General features: G+C 69.8%; 16 protein-coding genes. 9 read left to right on the forward strand and 7 right to left on the reverse strand.

The window, feature by feature from the left end:
* Nucleotides 1-26: 26 nt before the first annotated feature.
* On the reverse strand, nucleotides 27-1,205 hold the full coding sequence (locus ON30_RS22155) for a metallophosphoesterase family protein (RefSeq protein ID WP_040709765.1): 1,179 nt from the start codon (nucleotides 1,203-1,205) through the stop codon (nucleotides 27-29).
* A 232-nt stretch (nucleotides 1,206-1,437) separates the two neighbouring features.
* On the opposite strand from ON30_RS22155, the gene ON30_RS22160 reads away from it, so the two are divergent.
* Nucleotides 1,438-2,583: a DNA recombination protein RmuC gene (locus ON30_RS22160; RefSeq protein WP_040709846.1), complete on the forward strand. Its 1,146-nt coding sequence runs from the start codon at nucleotides 1,438-1,440 to the stop codon at nucleotides 2,581-2,583.
* Between the two features lie 111 nt (nucleotides 2,584-2,694).
* A complete protein-coding gene (locus ON30_RS22165; RefSeq protein ID WP_218006293.1) occupies nucleotides 2,695-3,660 on the forward strand; it encodes a DUF6542 domain-containing protein in 966 nt (321 codons plus the stop codon).
* A gap of 39 nt (nucleotides 3,661-3,699) precedes the next feature.
* Here ON30_RS22165 and ON30_RS22170 read toward each other — a convergent pair whose 3' ends face one another.
* Nucleotides 3,700-4,710, reverse strand: coding sequence for a 4-hydroxy-3-methylbut-2-enyl diphosphate reductase (locus ON30_RS22170; RefSeq protein WP_040709768.1), 1,011 nt, complete (start codon nucleotides 4,708-4,710; stop codon nucleotides 3,700-3,702).
* Between the two features lie 111 nt (nucleotides 4,711-4,821).
* On the opposite strand from ON30_RS22170, the gene ON30_RS22175 reads away from it, so the two are divergent.
* The 4 genes from ON30_RS22175 (at nucleotide 4,822) to ON30_RS22190 (ending at nucleotide 7,493) form a co-directional block, all read left to right on the forward strand.
* A complete protein-coding gene (locus ON30_RS22175) occupies nucleotides 4,822-5,481 on the forward strand; it encodes a lipid droplet-associated protein (protein WP_040709769.1) in 660 nt (219 codons plus the stop codon).
* A gap of 91 nt (nucleotides 5,482-5,572) precedes the next feature.
* On the forward strand, nucleotides 5,573-6,892 hold the full coding sequence (gene xseA / locus ON30_RS22180) for an exodeoxyribonuclease VII large subunit (protein WP_051029764.1): 1,320 nt from the start codon (nucleotides 5,573-5,575) through the stop codon (nucleotides 6,890-6,892).
* Nucleotides 6,889-7,137 (forward strand): exodeoxyribonuclease VII small subunit, encoded by a 249-nt coding sequence (locus tag ON30_RS22185; RefSeq protein WP_040709770.1) that lies wholly within the window; start codon nucleotides 6,889-6,891, stop codon nucleotides 7,135-7,137. Before xseA ends, ON30_RS22185 begins: the two co-directional genes overlap by 4 nt.
* An 11-nt stretch (nucleotides 7,138-7,148) precedes the next feature.
* Entirely contained in the window at nucleotides 7,149-7,493 is a 345-nt protein-coding gene (locus tag ON30_RS22190; RefSeq protein WP_040709772.1) for a VOC family protein, read from the forward strand.
* Nucleotides 7,494-7,500: 7 nt separating this feature from the next.
* Here ON30_RS22190 and ON30_RS22195 read toward each other — a convergent pair whose 3' ends face one another.
* The gene (locus tag ON30_RS22195; RefSeq protein WP_040709774.1) at nucleotides 7,501-8,067 is read right to left on the reverse strand and encodes a DUF4245 domain-containing protein; all 567 of its coding nucleotides are present in this window, start codon (nucleotides 8,065-8,067) and stop codon (nucleotides 7,501-7,503) included.
* A gap of 132 nt (nucleotides 8,068-8,199) precedes the next feature.
* Between ON30_RS22195 and glpX the strand changes: the two genes are divergently transcribed.
* Together glpX and ON30_RS22205 are read left to right on the forward strand one after the other, a co-directional pair.
* Nucleotides 8,200-9,243, forward strand: a complete 1,044-nt coding sequence (gene glpX / locus ON30_RS22200) for a class II fructose-bisphosphatase (protein WP_040709775.1) — start codon at nucleotides 8,200-8,202, stop codon at nucleotides 9,241-9,243.
* Nucleotides 9,244-9,425: 182 nt separating this feature from the next.
* A complete protein-coding gene (locus ON30_RS22205; protein WP_040709777.1) occupies nucleotides 9,426-10,826 on the forward strand; it encodes a class II fumarate hydratase in 1,401 nt (466 codons plus the stop codon).
* Nucleotides 10,827-10,871: 45 nt separating this feature from the next.
* On the opposite strand, the gene ON30_RS22210 is transcribed toward ON30_RS22205, so the two are convergent.
* From ON30_RS22210 to phoH2, 3 genes are all read right to left on the reverse strand, one after another.
* Nucleotides 10,872-11,717 carry an acyl-ACP desaturase gene (locus ON30_RS22210; RefSeq protein WP_083911598.1) on the reverse strand — a complete coding sequence of 282 codons (846 nt, stop codon included), beginning with the start codon at nucleotides 11,715-11,717 and terminating at the stop codon, nucleotides 10,872-10,874.
* A gap of 123 nt (nucleotides 11,718-11,840) precedes the next feature.
* Nucleotides 11,841-12,458, reverse strand: a complete 618-nt coding sequence (locus ON30_RS22215) for an LGFP repeat-containing protein (protein ID WP_040709849.1) — start codon at nucleotides 12,456-12,458, stop codon at nucleotides 11,841-11,843.
* 192 nt (nucleotides 12,459-12,650) lie between these two features.
* Nucleotides 12,651-13,925, reverse strand: coding sequence for an RNA 5'-3' helicase PhoH2 (phoH2, locus tag ON30_RS22220; RefSeq protein WP_040709851.1), 1,275 nt, complete (start codon nucleotides 13,923-13,925; stop codon nucleotides 12,651-12,653).
* A gap of 461 nt (nucleotides 13,926-14,386) precedes the next feature.
* Here phoH2 and ON30_RS22225 point away from each other — a divergent pair, with 461 nt between their 5' ends.
* Nucleotides 14,387-14,659 (forward strand): hypothetical protein, encoded by a 273-nt coding sequence (locus ON30_RS22225; RefSeq protein ID WP_040709778.1) that lies wholly within the window; start codon nucleotides 14,387-14,389, stop codon nucleotides 14,657-14,659.
* A gap of 3 nt (nucleotides 14,660-14,662) precedes the next feature.
* On the opposite strand, the gene ON30_RS22230 is transcribed toward ON30_RS22225, so the two are convergent.
* Nucleotides 14,663-15,097, reverse strand: coding sequence for a limonene-1,2-epoxide hydrolase family protein (locus ON30_RS22230; protein ID WP_040709779.1), 435 nt, complete (start codon nucleotides 15,095-15,097; stop codon nucleotides 14,663-14,665).
* Between the last annotated feature and the right edge of the window lie 117 nt (nucleotides 15,098-15,214).

A 15,214-nucleotide genomic window follows, 5' to 3' on the forward strand; every position in this document is an offset into this window, starting at 1 on the left:
CCGCATGGCGTACCCCCGTTCGGTGTTCACGCGTCGAGGTCGCCCGTGACCGGCGCGGGACGGCGCGGATGATCGGTTTCGGCGACCGCCGCGGCGAGCGCCCGGTCCAGCCAGCGGATCTCGCCCGCGGAGGGCTCGCCCCGCACGTCGGTGAGGAAGCTCCGGGCGACCTCGCTGTCGCGACGACCGTGCACGCGTTCACGGTAGCGCAGCACCGTATCGCCCTCCGGGCGTGCCCATTCCACGTGGACGATGTGCGGGAACCGATCGCGCAGAGTGCGCAGCGCGTCGACCGGACGGGCGATGTCGGTGAGGGTGGCCGCGACGTAGTGGTCTTCGGCCGCGGCGTGCACGGGGTCGGCCAGCAGTTCCTCGACGGTGCCGGTCAGTTTGCTCAGCCCGCGCACCACCGGCAGGTCGCGCCGGCGCACCTCGCCCAGGCCGGCGGCGTCCAGGTCGACGATCCACACCGCCTTGCGGTGGGAGCTCTCGCCGAAGGAGTAGGGCAGCGGAGATCCGCTGTAGCGCACCGATTCCGCGAGCACCTGCGGTGAATGCAGGTGACCGAGCGCCACGTAGTCGATGCCGTCGAAGGCCGAGCGCGGCACCGTCTCGACACCGCCGACCGAGATCGAGCGCTCCGAACCGGTGGCCTCGCCGCCGACGACGAAGGCGTGCGCGAGCACCACCGTGCGGATGGGCGCGCGCCGCTCGATGTCGTCCCGGATGCGCGCCATGGCGGCGGCGAGGATGTCGGCGTGCGAACGCGCCTGGAGGACGCCGAGTTCGGCGCGGGTGATCTCGGGTTCCAGATAGGGGATGCCGTAGCAGGCGATCTCGCCGTGGTCGTCGCGCAGCAGGACCGGTTCGCCCGCGCCCGCGACGGTGGTGCGCAGATACAGCCCGCCCGCGGCGGCGAACCGCGCGCCCGCGCCGAGTCGGGTGGGCGAATCGTGGTTGCCGGAGGTGGCGACGATCACCGCGCCCGCCGCGCGGATGGCCTCGAATCCGCGGTTGCACACCGCGATCGCGTCGGCGCCGGGGACGGATCGGTCGTAGACGTCGCCCGCGACGAGGACCGCCTCGACCCGCTCCTCCCGGACCAGGTCGGCGATGGCCAGCAGCGCGCGTTCCTGGTCGGCGAGCAGATCGACACCGTGGAAGGTACGCCCGATGTGCCAATCCGAGGTGTGCAGCATCCGCATGGGCGCACACCGTAGGCGCACCCACCGACACAATTCAATCGCCGTCGACTCCGTGTCGGATTCGTCGCATTCGTCACGGCGTGTCCGGCGGCGTTTTCCGGATCGTTTGCCAGACTGGTCGGTCTACTTCACGAGATCCCGGTTGCGGCAGTTCCACCCGATCCCAGGTCGATCGCCACTCGATAGCGGGGCCGCGCGGAATGTGTCGGTGCCGTGGTGCACCATCACCGGCATGACCGCACCGATGCTCGTCGCACTGATGCTGGTATTCACCGCCGGGGTGGGGATCGGCTGGCTCGGCCACTCCGCCCGCGCGGGGCAACGCACCGCCGCCGCCGAGGCCAGACTCGCCGCCGCGGGCGACAACGAACGACTGCTGCGCCAATCTTTGAACGCGGCGAACGAGGATGCGGCACGCCGACATTCCCACGCCGTGGGCGCGATGGTGGAACCGCTGCGCGAAGCGGTCGGCGCGCTCGATCAACAGATCCGCCGGATCGAACACCAGCGCGTCGACGCCTACGCCGGTCTGCGCGAACAGGTCGCGGGCATCCACCGGGTCTCCCACCAACTGTCGGGGCAGACGGGTCAACTGGTCGCGGCCTTGCGCGCCCCGCAGGTGCGCGGGCGCTGGGGTGAGATCCAGTTGGAACGGGTGGTCGAACTCGCCGGGATGACGCGGCACTGCGATTTCGACACCCAGGTCAGCCGGACCGCCACCGGCGACCACGCCGGTCTGGTCCGCCCGGACCTGGTGGTGCGACTGGCGGGCGGGCGGCACATCGTGGTCGACGCGAAAGTCCCGTTCGACGCCTATCTGAACGCCAGTACCGCCGAGGACCCGGACGCGCGCGCCGACCTGCTGCGCACCCACGCCAAACACCTGCGCACCCACGTCGACCGACTCGCGGACAAGGCGTACTGGGCGGCGTTCGACCCGTCGCCGGAATTCGTGGTGCTGTTCGTCCCCGGCGACCCGTTCCTGGACGCCGCGCTCACCACCGACGCGGGCCTGCTGGAGTACGCCTTCGGCCGAAATGTGATCCTCGCGACCCCGACCACGTTGATCGCGCTGCTGCGGACCGTGGCCTTCAGTTGGCGACAGGAAGCGCTTTCCCGCGACATGGCAACAGTTCAGCAATTGGGAAGGGAGCTTTACACGCGCCTCGGCCTGACCGGTCGTCACCTGGACAAACTCGGCGCGCAACTGGGCAAGACCGTCGACTCCTTCAACCAGGCGGTCGCCTCGGTGGAGTCGCGGGTCCTGGTCACCGCGCGCCGATTGCACGAGTTGGAGCTGGCCGAGGAGGAGTTGCCCGCCGTTCGTCGGGTCGATTCCTGGCCGCGCGCGGTCGGGTTCGCCGACGCCGAGGACTGAGCCGCGCGCGAGCCCGGACGACGGATTCTCCCGGCCCCGATGTGATCCTCGCTACCCGGTGGCAGGCCGTGCCGTAACGCCCACCGACGCGCCGGCGGTTAGTGTCTTTACGTGGCTGCTTCCCAACGTGTGCGATCCCGGGTGCCCGCGCCGCAACGTTCGATCCTGCCCTCGGTCTCGGGAATCCCCGCCGGGGCCGCGATCCTCATTGCGGTTGCCTGCACGTTCCTCGGGTTCTTCATCGATGCCAACGGCGGCGGCGATGATCTGACCGGCACCTTCGCCGCACTGTATGTCGTGGGCTGTGTCGCGGCGGTGTGCGCCGTGCGCTACCGGGGCCTGTTCACCGCGATGGTGCTGCCGCCGCTGCTGTTGTTCCTCGCCGTGCCGCTGGCCTACCAGCAGTTGACCGAGGGATCCTCCACCGGCGTCAAGGACATCCTGCTGAACCTGGCGATCCCGCTGGTCGACCGGTTCCCGGTGATGATGTTGGCCACCTCGCTGGTGCTCGCGCTCGGCGGCCTGCGGATCTACCTGCATCGCAACGGCGAGAACGCGGCCAAGGACGACGAGGCCCGGCGCGGCACCAGTTGGGGCCGCGATTCGACGGTCGATCGGGCGCGCAAGGGCGCGCCCGCGAAGAAGTCGGCCAAGACGGCGGCGGGTCGGGCGGGCTCGGGCAAAGGCGGCGCGAAAGGGAAAGACACGTCACGCGCGGAGGACGCGCCCGTCAAGCGCAGGCCGCGGCCCAAGCCGGAGCCGATCGTGGACATCGCCGATCAGAAGACCGACAAGTACGAGCCGCCGCGCCCGGGCGGCAAGCGCCCCTCCGACGAGGTGGCGGACAAGCCGCCGCGGGTCGCGGCCAAGGGGCAAGGACAAGGGCGGCCCCGCGAGGGCAGGCCGGCGCAGGGCCGCGGCAACGCCGCCCGCCAAGCCGCCGCGGTGCCGCGCGCGGACGAACCGCCGCGCGGCGGCAGGCAGCGCGGTGAGGCGCCGCCGCATCCGCGGCCCAATGTCCGCTACCGGGAACGCGAACCCCAGCGCGCCGAACGGCGCAAGCCGGAGAAGCGCTGACGGAACGTCCCGGCCCGCCGCGGGCCGGGACGCGAGAGATCACTGTCGGGCGGTGCGCAGTTCACGGGGCAGCGAGAACACCAAGGTCTCGTTGGCGGTGGTGATCGGTTGCACGTCGGCGAAACCGTGCTCCTCGAGTGTGTCGAGCACACCGCGCACCAGGATCTCGGGCACCGAGGCGCCGGAGGTGATGCCGACGGTGCGCACACCCTCCAGCCACGCCGGATCGATCTCGCGGGCGTAGTCGATCAGGTACGAGGCACGCGCGCCCGCGCCGAGCGCGACCTCGACCAGGCGCACGGAGTTCGAGGAGTTGCGCGACCCGACGACGATCACCAGATCGCATTCGGGGGCCATGGCCTTGACCGCGACCTGACGATTCTGGGTGGCGTAGCAGATGTCGTCGCTGGGCGGATCCTGCAACAGCGGGAAGCGCTGCCGCAGGCGCTGCACCGTCTCCATGGTCTCGTCCACGCTGAGGGTGGTCTGGGAGAGCCAGATCACTTTGTTCTCGTCGCGCACGGTGACCTTGTCGACCGCGTCGGGGCCGTCGACCAGTTGGACGTGTTCGGGCGCCTCGCCCGCGGTGCCCTCGACCTCTTCGTGGCCTTCGTGGCCGATCAGCAGGATGTCGAAGTCGTCGCGGGCGAAGCGCTTGGCTTCCTGGTGCACCTTGGTGACCAGCGGGCAGGTGGCGTCGATGGTGTGCAGGTTCCGGATGGCCGCCGTGGCGTGGACCGCGGGCGACACGCCGTGCGCCGAGAAGACGACGACCTGGCCCTCGGGCACTTCGTCGGTCTCGTCGACGAAGATGACGCCGCGCTCGCGCAGCGTCTCCACGACGTGGCGGTTGTGCACGATCTCCTTGCGGACGTAGATGGGGGCGCCGTGCTTCTCGAGCGCCTTCTCCACCGTCTCCACGGCGCGATCGACGCCCGCGCAGTAGCCGCGCGGTTCCGCGAGTAGCACGCGTTTTCCGCCATCGGCATCGGCGGTTCCGGTTCCCGCCGTGCGGGCGATTCCGACGTTCAAGGGGATGGCCGAAGACATGCGCCCAGCTTACTTGCGTACGCCGCGCGCGACCCGGCCGGAGCCGGACGCGACAATCTGTCTGTGACACCTACCCTTTGCATAACCCGGCCCATCGGGCAGGCTAGAACCATGTTCCGACCTCCCTACCTGGCCCGGGTCGCGGCCGGCGCCGCCGTCTACGCCTTGGAAGAGTCCCGGCGGCTACCCACCGCGGCGATGAACTTCCCGATCACGGCCATCAGTCAGCTGTTACAGACCACAATGCACGTCCAGCAGTTCGTGACCAGCCTCGCACTCAAGGGCGACGCCGTGTTCGACCGTCTGGGCAGCGGCCACGAGGAGCAGCCGGAGTGGGCCACCTTCGAGGAGGACCTCGACTCCGAGCAAACCACCGGCATACCCGGGCGGGCCAGCAGCTTCGACCTGTTCACCGGCGACGAACCGACCACGCGCCCGGAGACCAACGGGCACACCGAGCCGGTGACGCTCACCGCCGTCCCCGATCCGGAGCCCGTGGAGACCGAGGTCACATCCGCGCCGATCCCGGCCGAGGCGCAACTCACCCCGGTGCCGGACCCGGACCCCGCGGAGGCGGAGGAGGTCCTCGCTCCCGAGGTCGCCACCCGTTACGACTACGCGAACATGACGCTGGCCCAGTTGCGCGCCCGCCTGCGCATGCTCAGCGTCGAGGACCTCACCGACCTGCTCGACTACGAACAGCGCACCCTGGCCCGCGCGCCGTTCGTCACCATGCTGACCAACCGGATCGCGACCGTCAGGGCGCAGTGACCCCGGTCGGGACACGCGCGCCACGGGCCGGCCGGACACACCCGGCCGGCCCGCCGCGAATCTGTCGGCGGCGGCGCGTATATCTGGCGGTATGACTCAGGACGCCACGCCGGCCCGGCCCGGCGCCCCCGCGCCCGCGCCCGCCAACTCCGCCGAGTCGCCCTGGCCGGTGCGCACGGTGGCCCTCAAGCTCTCCCAGTGGATCGACCGGCTGGGCAGTGTCTGGGTGGAGGGGCAGATCACCCAGATCACTCTGCGCCCCGGCGCCCGCACGGCCTTCCTCGTGCTGCGCGACCCGTCGGCCGACATGTCGCTGTCGGTGACCTGTGACCCGGATCTGCTGCGCCGCTCCCCCGTGCCGTTGCAGGAGGGCAGCCGCGTGGTGGTTTTCGGCAAGCTCTCGTTCTTCGTCGGGCGCGGCACGATCTCGTTGCGCGTCCTGGAGATCCGGCCGGTGGGCGTCGGCGAACTGCTGGCCCGGATCGAACGCCTCAAGGCGCTGCTCGACGCCGAAGGACTGTTCGACCCGCGACGCAAACGCCCGCCGCCGTTCCTGCCCGGCACAGTCGGGTTGATCACCGGGCGCGCGAGCGCCGCCGAGCACGATGTGCTGACCGTGGCCAGGAAACGCTGGCCCGCGGTGCGTTTCGAGGTGCGCAACACCGCGGTGCAGGGGCCGACGGCCGTCCCGCAGATCGTGCGCGCGCTCGAGGAACTCGACCGGGACCCCGCCGTCGAGGTGATCGTGCTGGCTCGCGGCGGCGGCAGCGTCGAGGATCTGCTGCCTTTCTCCGACGAGGCGCTGTGCCGGGCGATCGCCGCGGCCACCACCCCGATCGTGAGCGCGATCGGCCACGAACCCGACACGCCGATCAGCGATCTCGTCGCCGACCTGCGCGCGGCCACCCCCACCGACGCCGCCAAACAAGTCGTCCCGGACGCGGTCGCCGAACTCGCCGGCGTGCGCGAATGGCGCTCGCGCGCCGCGGCCGCCCTGCGCGGCTGGGTCGAGCGGGAGACGCACACCGTGGCGAATCTGCGCTCGCGGCCGGTGCTGGCCGATCCGCTGCGCGAACTCACTCGGCGCGGCGAGGAGATCGTCCGACTGCGCGAGGCGGCGCGGCGCTGCGCGCGACACCGCGTGTCGGTCGAGGACACGGCGACGGCACATCTGCGCGAGAAACTGGTCGCCGTCGGCCCCGCCGCCACCTTGGCCCGCGGTTACGCTGTGGTGCAGCGGGTCGCGGGCGCCGAGCGTCACGTGGTGCGCTCCATCGAGGACGCGCCCGCGGGCAGTCAACTGCGGGTGCGCGTCGCCGACGGCGCGGTCACCGCCGCCGCGTTGGGCGTCACAGCCTCGGGCGGCGGCGCGGGTAGGCGCGATCACGAGACCGAGAGGAACCGACGGTGACCGATGCGGGCGAGACGGCCGAGAGCGGCTTGGCCGAGATCAGCGGGTTCGGTTACGAACGCGCGCGGGACGAATTGGTCAACGTCGTGAAGATGCTCGAACAGGGCGGGATGGACCTCGACGATTCGCTGGCGCTGTGGGAGCGCGGCGAGGCGTTGGCCGCGCGCTGCGAACAGCATCTCGCGGGCGCGCGCACACGCGTCGAGGACGCCATCTCCCGATCCGAAGCCGACGAGCAGGTCTAGGAGGAGCAGCCATGGACATCCGCCGCGCCACCCCCGACATCCACACCGACGATCTGGCGGCCAGTCGCGAGTTCTACCGGCGGATCGGCTTCGAGGAGGCGATGGATCTGGGCTGGGCGGTGGCCATGGTCTCGCCGAGCAATCCCACCGCGCAGGTGCTGCTGATCGGCGCGGGCGCGGAACGGGTACGGCCCGCGATGAGTGTCGAGGTCGCCGATGTCGACGCCGTGCACGCCGAACTCGAGGCGGCGGGCGCGCAGATCGTCTACGCGCTGCGCGACGAGCCCTGGGGTGTGCGGCGGTTCTTCGTCCGCGATCCGGACGGGACGGTGGTCAACATCGTCGGCCACCGCTGAGCGAGGCTCAGCGGGTCAGCGGTCGCGCGGTGGTGACGGCCGTGGCGAGCGTGGTGAACGAGGCGGCGTCGCCCGAACCGGTGATCAGCACTCTCGACCCGCCGAAATCGGCCACCCAGGCCGTCTCCTCGGCCGGTTCGGCGAAGACCGTCCAGCGCTGGTCGCCGACGGTCTGCGTACCGCTCGCGAAGCGCGAACCCAGGATGTGGCGGGCCAGCACGTCGTCGGCGGCGTTGCTCTGGCTGAGCCGCATGTAGGCGCCGCCGGGAGTGATGTAACCGACAGTGCTGACCGGACCGCCGCCCGCGCCGATGATGGTGTCGCGGCTGCCCGAATTCGGGGTCCAGTCCTCGGGCATGGCCGGGTCGCGGACCGGGAACGGCAGGGTCCGCGCGTCGGCCGCGAGGGCGGCGCGCGCGTCGAACTGCGGGATGCGCCCCTCGGTCGGACCGGTGGCGGAGAAGCTGCACTGGCTGGCCAGACCGGCGAAGACCACCGCGATCAGCACCAACGGGATCAGCGAGAAGAACAGATCCTTGTAGTCGTGCAGGATGCGGGGCTTTTGGTAGGACACCCCCTCAGTATCCACCCGCCGACGCGCGCGCCCCGCACTCCCCCGGTGCTCGCGGCACCTCTGGTGCGAGGTCGCCTGATCAGCGAATGAGACAATCGTGCGGAACGAACCAACCGAGGGAGGCACCCCGCCATGACGGCAACTTCGCCAGCACCCAGCCGCCGCGAGGCCCCGGACCGCAACCTGGCGCTCGAACTCGTCCGGGTGACCGAGGCGGGAGCCATGGCGGCGGGCCGCTGGGTCGGCCGCGGTGACAAGGAGGGTGGCGACGGCGCGGCCGTCGACGCCATGCGCGAACTGGTCAACTCGGTGTCGATGCGCGGCACCGTGGTGATCGGCGAGGGCGAGAAGGACGAAGCCCCCATGCTGTACAACGGCGAGGCGGTGGGCGACGGCACCGGTCCCGAGGTGGACTTCGCGGTCGATCCGATCGACGGCACCACCCTGATGTCGAAGGGCTCGCCCGGCGCGATCTCGGTGCTCGCGGTCGCCGAACGCGGCGCGATGTTCGACCCCTCGGCGGTGTTCTACATGCACAAGATCGCCGTCGGCCCCGAGGCCGCCGACGTGATCGATATCTCGGTGCCGATCGCGGAGAACATCGCGCGGGTCGCCAAGGCCAAGAGCCTGTCGAAGTCGGATCTGACGGTCTGCATCCTGGACCGGCCCCGCCACGCCGGGCTGATCCAGGAGGTCCGCGACGCGGGCGCGCGGATCCGCCTGATCTCCGACGGTGACGTGGCGGGCGCGATCGCGGCCGCCCGCCCCGATTCCGGCACCGACATCCTGGTCGGCATCGGCGGCACCCCCGAGGGCATCATCGCGGCGGCGGCGCTGCGCTGTATGGGCGGCGCGTTGCAGGGCAAGCTGGCCCCCACCGACGACGAGGAGCGCCAGAAGGCTCTCGACGCGGGCCACGACCTGGACCGGGTGCTGACCACCGAGGACCTGGTGTCGGGCGACAACATCTTCTTCTGCGCGACCGGCGTGACCGACGGTGATCTACTACGCGGCGTCCGCTACTACGGTGGCGGCGCGTCCACTCAGTCGATCGTCATGCGGTCCAAGTCCGGCACGGTGCGCATGATCGACGCCTACCACCGGCTCACCAAACTGCGCGAATACTCCTCGGTCGATTTCATCGGCGACGAGGACGCGGTGCCGCCGCTGCCCTGACCGGGCGGTGCGCGACGGCGAGGGCGCGCGGCGGAAGTCGCGCGTCCTCGGTTATTTTCGCGGCCGAGCGATCCCCTCGGGGGGCAGTCCGGCTCTCGCGCCGGCCGGCGCGCGGCGGGGTGTGCGCATCACCTCAGGCGTGGCAGCCCCACCGCGGGACGGGTCCGCATAGGGTCGATTTCATGACCGAGGAAACGCAGTACCGCATCGAACACGACACCATGGGCGAGGTACGGGTTCCGGTGCACGCCCTCTGGCGGGCGCAGACCCAGCGTGCCGTGGAGAACTTCCCGATCAGCGGACGCGGTCTCGAGCGGGCCCAGATCCGCGCGCTGGGGCTGCTCAAGGCCGCGTGCGCGACGGTGAACCGGGATCTGGGGCTGCTGGCGACCGACAAGGCGGAGGCGATCATCGCCGCGGCGAACGAGATCGCCGAGGGCCGCCACGACGACCAGTTCCCGATCGATGTCTTCCAGACCGGTTCGGGCACCAGCTCGAATATGAACGCCAACGAGGTGATCGCCTCGATCGCCAAGGCCAACGGCGTCACGGTGCACCCCAACGACGACGTGAACATGTCGCAGTCCTCCAACGACACGTTCCCGACCGCGACCCATCTGGCCGCCACCGAGGGCGTCATCAAGGATCTGGTGCCCGCGCTGGAGCACCTGCGACTGGCGTTGCTCGACAAGTCCACGGCGTGGCGGACGGTGGTGAAATCCGGTCGCACCCATCTGATGGACGCGGTGCCGATCACCCTCGGCCAGGAATTCGGCGGGTACACCCGGCAGATCGCGGCGGGCATCGATCGGGCGATGGCGACCTTGCCGCGTCTGGGCGAACTCGCGATCGGCGGCACGGCGGTCGGCACCGGCCTCAACGCGCCCGACGGTTTCGGCGCGGCGGTGGTGGCCGAACTGCGCCGGACCACCGGCATCGACGCGCTCACCGAGGCCGAGGACCATTTCGAGGCGCAGGCCGCGCGCGACGGTCTGGTCGAGGCGTCGGGCGCGCTGCGCACCATCGCGGTCAGCCTGACCAAGATCGCCAACGACATCCGCTGGATGGGTTCCGGACCGCTGACCGGTCTGGGCGAGCTGCAACTGCCCGACCTGCAACCGGGCAGCTCCATCATGCCGGGCAAAGTGAATCCGGTACTGCCGGAAGCGGTCACGCAGGTGGCGGCGCAGGTCATCGGCAACGACGCGACGGTGGCGTTCTCCGGGGCGAGCGGCGCGTTCGAGCTCAACGTCTACATCCCGGTGATGGCGCGCAACCTGCTCGAGTCGATCCGCTTGCTCGCCAACGTGTCCCGGCTCTTCGCCGACAAGTGCGTGCACGGCTTGGTGGCCAACGAGGAGCATCTGCGCACGCTGGCCGAATCCTCGCCCTCGATCGTCACGCCACTGAATTCGGCGATCGGGTACGAGGAGGCCGCGGCGGTGGCCAAGCAGGCGCTGAAGGAGAAGAAGACCATCCGGCAGACCGTCATCGATCGCGGTCTGCTCGGCGAGAAGTTGAGCGAGGAAGAACTGGACCGTCGCCTGGATGTGCTGTCCATGGCGAAGGTCGACGAGGGCTGAGTGCCCGAGGCGGTCGGCGCGCGGACGGCGCGCCGACCGGACGGGTCAGCCGCGCAGGTGCGCCAGTTCGGCGCGGGCCCGCTCGCCTTCTTCACCGAGATCGGTGCGGTCGAAGACGTTCCAGCGCCGCAGCAGCGGCGCGAAGACGAGTTCGCCTTCGCGCGCCGGATCGTAGATCCCGGCCTCGGCCAGCACGGTGTCGCTGGTGCGGCCGTCGGGCAGGGTGACGGTGGGCACGTGGAAGGCGGCCACGCTGTCGGCGATCGCGCGGACGGTCTGATCGGGCGCGATCTGGAAGCCGGCGGCGATCAGATCGGCGAAGAACTCGGCCTGGAGTTCGTCGTCGCGGGCGATGCGCTCACTGATCGCGGTGACCAGCGCGTTCTCACCGAGCGCGGCGGTGTTGCGGTGCCGGATCGCGGCGGCGGCCTCTTCGAACGCGCAGGTGGCCAACACCTCGAGCAGGTGCAGCGGCGGCCTGCGGAAACCCTTGGTCATGTGATCCATGCGCAGCCGCTCGAGTTCGACCGGATCGACCGAGCGGGTGACCATGAGGTAGTTGCGGATCATGATCTCGTGACGGTTCTCCTCGGCCGTCCAGCGGCCGACCCAGCGCCACCACGAACCGGTGCGCAGGTACTTGCCGACCTCACGGTGATAGGAGGGCAGGTTGTCCGCGACGAGCACCGAGACCGTCAGCGCGAGCTTGGCCGTGTCGCTGAGCTCGGACTGCTCGGGAGCCCAGTCGGTTCCGCCGAGGAAACCGAAGTTGTGCCCGTCGTCCCACGGCACGTAGTCGTGGGGCTGCCAGCCGTCGGCCACCTGGATGTGCCGACGCAGATTCAGTTCCACTTCGTCCGCGAGCGATTCGAGCAGCTCACGATCGGTCAACAGATTTTGCACCACCACAACCTAGCTGCCGGGCCCGCTGTGCGGGGAGGGACGGTGAGAGTTCACGGACGGCGTCCGGGACCGGGACATGATCTCACAGCAGGTCCCGGACGCCGCATCCGCTCAGGAGGTCGGCGTGACGGTGATCTTGCCGTCGACCCAGGTGATGGTGCCTCCGGTGAACGTCGACTGCTTGCCGCCGGGGATGTCGGTCTCGTCGCTGGTGGGGTAGCCGAGCTTGCCGCTCGCGCCGCCGTTGGCCTCCCAGGCTTCCCGGATCTCGCCCCACACGATGTGCGGTTCGCCCTCCTCGGGCTCGTAGATGGTGCCGCCGACGAAGTCCTGGTATTTACCGTTGGCGGGACCGTTCTCCTCGGCTTCCTCGGGCGCGCCGAGCGGACCGGTCGGGCCGCCGGAGGCGACGTACTTGTCGTAGATGTCGCCGGAGACGGTGACCTCGGCGCCCGAAGGGGTCGCGATCTTGGTCTGCTCGCCGGCTTCCTCGCCGGTCGTGGTCGCCCCGGGGCTCGTCGTCTCGGGAGTCGTCGTGCCGGTGCCCGTGCCCGCGGTGGTCGGCGTGGGCGAGGCGGCGGTGGTGGAGCCGAGGATCGCCGAGGACACGCTGGAGAGCGCGTTCGATCCCGAGTTGTCGTCGTCACCGCAGCCCGCGGTGAGCAGCAGGCCCGCGGACAGCAGCGCCGCGGAGGAGAGTCCAGCCGTTCGTCGAGCGAAGTGGTGCATGTCCATCCTCTCGGAAATGGCCTGCGTGCCGCTCCGTACGCGGTGCGCCGCGCGTAGCCGGGCTGTCGTTCAGCAATGAACCGGCGAATCGATGAGACTCGCCGGTTCATCTACCGAACAGCTGTCACGCGGATTCTACCCACCGATAAGTGAGACGAACCACATGCCGAGAGATTGCTACAAACGTCCCGCTCAAGCGTTGGGACCGTACTCCTCCAGCATTTCGGTGACCAGTGCCGCGATCGGGGACCGCTCACTCCTGGTCAAGGTGATGTGGGCGAACAGCGGATGCCCCTTGAGCTTCTCGATGACCGCCGCGACGCCGTCGTGCCTGCCCACCCGCAGATTGTCGCGCTGGGCGACATCGTGGGTCAGCACCACCCGCGAACCGGTGCCCAACCGGCTCAGCACCGTCAACAGCACATTGCGCTCCAGCGACTGCGCCTCGTCGACGATCACGAACGAATCGTGCAGCGACCGGCCGCGGATATGGGTCAGCGGCAACACCTCGAGCATGTCGCGGCTGAGCACCTCCTCCATCACCTCCGCCGAGGCCAGGCCGTCGAGGGTGTCGAAGACCGCCTGGGCCCAAGGGCCCATCTTCTCGCTCTCGCTGCCCGGCAGGTAGCCCAGATCCTGCCCGCCGACCGCGTACAGCGGACGGAAGACGACCACTTTGCGCTGGGTCCGGCGTTCCAGCACCGCCTCCAGACCCGCGGTCAGCGCCAGCGCCGACTTGCCGGTGCCCGCCTTGCCGCCCAGCGAGACGATGCCGACGCTCTCGTCCAACAGCAGGTCCAGGGCGATGCGCTGTTCGGCGGAGCGGCCGTGCAGGCCGAACGCCTCGCGTTCGCGGACCAACTGCACCCGCTTGTCCGCGGTCACCCGGCCCAACGCGCTGGACGAACTGCCGAGCAACCGCACCCCCGTGTGGCAGGGCAGTTCTCTGGCCTCGTCCAGATCCAGGATCGACTCGGCGTAGATCCGGTCGATCTGCGCGGTCGCGACGTCGATCTCCACCATGCCGGACCATCCGGAGGTGACCACGTCCTGGGCGTGGTACTCGTCGGCGCGCAGACCGACGGCGCCCGCCTTCACGCGCAGCGGAATATCTTTCGACACCAGCACGACGTCGCGGCCCTCCGCCGCGAGATTGAGCGCACAGGCCAGGATGCGAGAGTCGTTGGTGTCGGTGCGGAAGCCGATCGGGAGTACCGCGGGATCGGTGTGGTTGAGTTCCACCTGCATCGTTCCGCCCTCGGCGCCGATCGGCACCCGCTGGTCCAACCTGCCGTGCCGCAGACGCAGCTCGTCGAGGTTGCGCAGGGCCTCCCGCGCGAACCAGCCCAGTTCGTGATGATGCCGTTTGGCTTCGAGCTCGCTGATGACGACCAGCGGTAGCACCACGTCATTGTCACTGAACCGGGTGAAGGCCCAGGGATCGGAGAGCAGGACCGACGTATCGATGACGTAGGTCCGAGCGCCGGATTCCCGGGCGAGCGAGGGGCGGACTCCCTCGGAGGTGACGGATACGGCATCGGCGGACGCGATATCCGAGGAGGAGGCGAGCTTCCCGGTGTTACGGGTATTCGCCGAGGGAGCGGAAACGGAGCGTGCAGCAGTCACGGTGGCTCCTTTTGTGTCCGTGCGGCACCCGCGCGGACGATCTCGCTGGACCGGTCCGTCCTGATGGTTCCGACTGGGTCAGATACCACGAGGGCCGGGTGCCGGCCCCCTCGCACTGAGTAGCTCAGTCACGGTCAGGACCTCCCGTACGAACCACAACGACGCGGTCCGCAGCATCGACGCTACCGCCGAGTGCCCACTCTCCGCTCCCGGAGTGCGAGGCGTGTCGGTGAAGATCCCGTTAACGAGCGGCGGGTGCACAGTCGTCGCCGCAGGTCACCGGGGCCATTTACACTCGAAATATGGCCGATGACGCGGAGCTCGAGAAGTTGACCTCCAAGCAGCTGCACGACCGGGCGGTGAAGCTGGCGGTACGCCACGGGGACGTGCGGTTCCTGTGGCGGCTGCTGACCGCGATCCCCGCCGCCGAGGCGGCGGCGGGCAATGTGGGCGAGAGCGAGGCCGACATCAAGTGGGTCCTGCCCATGCTCGACGACTACGTCCACGCCGGGGACGGCGACGTCGCCGAGGTCCTGCGCCCGGTCTACCTGGAGTACCTGAGCGAACACTCCTGAGGCTCAGAGGCGCTGGACCGCGTCGCGGGCGAAGACCGCGCGGAACAGCCCGACCGCGACGCCGCGGAAGAAGTTCTCGAAAGAAAAGCGGTCCTGCCACAACACGATTCGACCTTCGCGCAGCCGGAAGGTGCCGGTCACCCAGAACGCGATGCGGACGGGGCCGAAGCGTAGATAGTCGGTGCGGTCGGTGAGCACGACCTGCTCGCTCTCGGCGGCGATGTGGTGGATGTCGACGGCGAAGCCGAAACGATCGCCCTCCAAGCCGCGCATCACCCCGATGACCCGGCGCGCGCCCCGGACATCGGGCAGCGAGCTGTTCTTCCACACGATGTCGGGATCGAGCAGTTCCGCCGCCTCGTCGAGGGCGTTGAGCTCGAGCGCGGACAGGAATTCGCGCACCGTGGTGATCGAGTTCTGGGTCAGTTCGTCGGTCATGACCTGACGATAGGCGGCGGGCGGGCCCGACGGTAGGACCGTATGGGACAGCGGTCGCGGCCGGATCGATGGAACCGCGCGGACCCCCGTCGCGTCTATATGGTCAGACGGCACTGA

The sequence above is a fragment of the Nocardia takedensis NBRC 100417 genome, assembly GCF_000308695.1.
Taxonomy (GTDB): Bacteria; Actinomycetota; Actinomycetes; order Mycobacteriales; family Mycobacteriaceae; genus Nocardia; species Nocardia takedensis.

Excerpts from the sequence above, each read along its gene's own strand:
- ON30_RS22190 (WP_040709772.1), top strand. The coding sequence starts at position 7,149 with ATGGACATCCGCCGCGCCACCCCCGACATCCACACCGACGATCTGGCG.
- ON30_RS22205 (WP_040709777.1), top strand. The coding sequence starts at position 9,426 with ATGACCGAGGAAACGCAGTACCGCATCGAACACGACACCATGGGCGAG.
- ON30_RS22230 (WP_040709779.1), bottom strand. The coding sequence starts at position 15,097 with ATGACCGACGAACTGACCCAGAACTCGATCACCACGGTGCGCGAATTC.
- ON30_RS22215 (WP_040709849.1), bottom strand. The coding sequence starts at position 12,458 with ATGCACCACTTCGCTCGACGAACGGCTGGACTCTCCTCCGCGGCGCTG.
- glpX (WP_040709775.1), top strand. The coding sequence starts at position 8,200 with ATGACGGCAACTTCGCCAGCACCCAGCCGCCGCGAGGCCCCGGACCGC.
- ON30_RS22170 (WP_040709768.1), bottom strand. The coding sequence starts at position 4,710 with ATGTCTTCGGCCATCCCCTTGAACGTCGGAATCGCCCGCACGGCGGGA.
- ON30_RS22175 (WP_040709769.1), top strand. The coding sequence starts at position 4,822 with ATGTTCCGACCTCCCTACCTGGCCCGGGTCGCGGCCGGCGCCGCCGTC.
- ON30_RS22160 (WP_040709846.1), top strand. The coding sequence starts at position 1,438 with ATGACCGCACCGATGCTCGTCGCACTGATGCTGGTATTCACCGCCGGG.
- ON30_RS22155 (WP_040709765.1), bottom strand. The coding sequence starts at position 1,205 with ATGCGGATGCTGCACACCTCGGATTGGCACATCGGGCGTACCTTCCAC.
- xseA (WP_051029764.1), top strand. The coding sequence starts at position 5,573 with ATGACTCAGGACGCCACGCCGGCCCGGCCCGGCGCCCCCGCGCCCGCG.
- ON30_RS22225 (WP_040709778.1), top strand. The coding sequence starts at position 14,387 with ATGGCCGATGACGCGGAGCTCGAGAAGTTGACCTCCAAGCAGCTGCAC.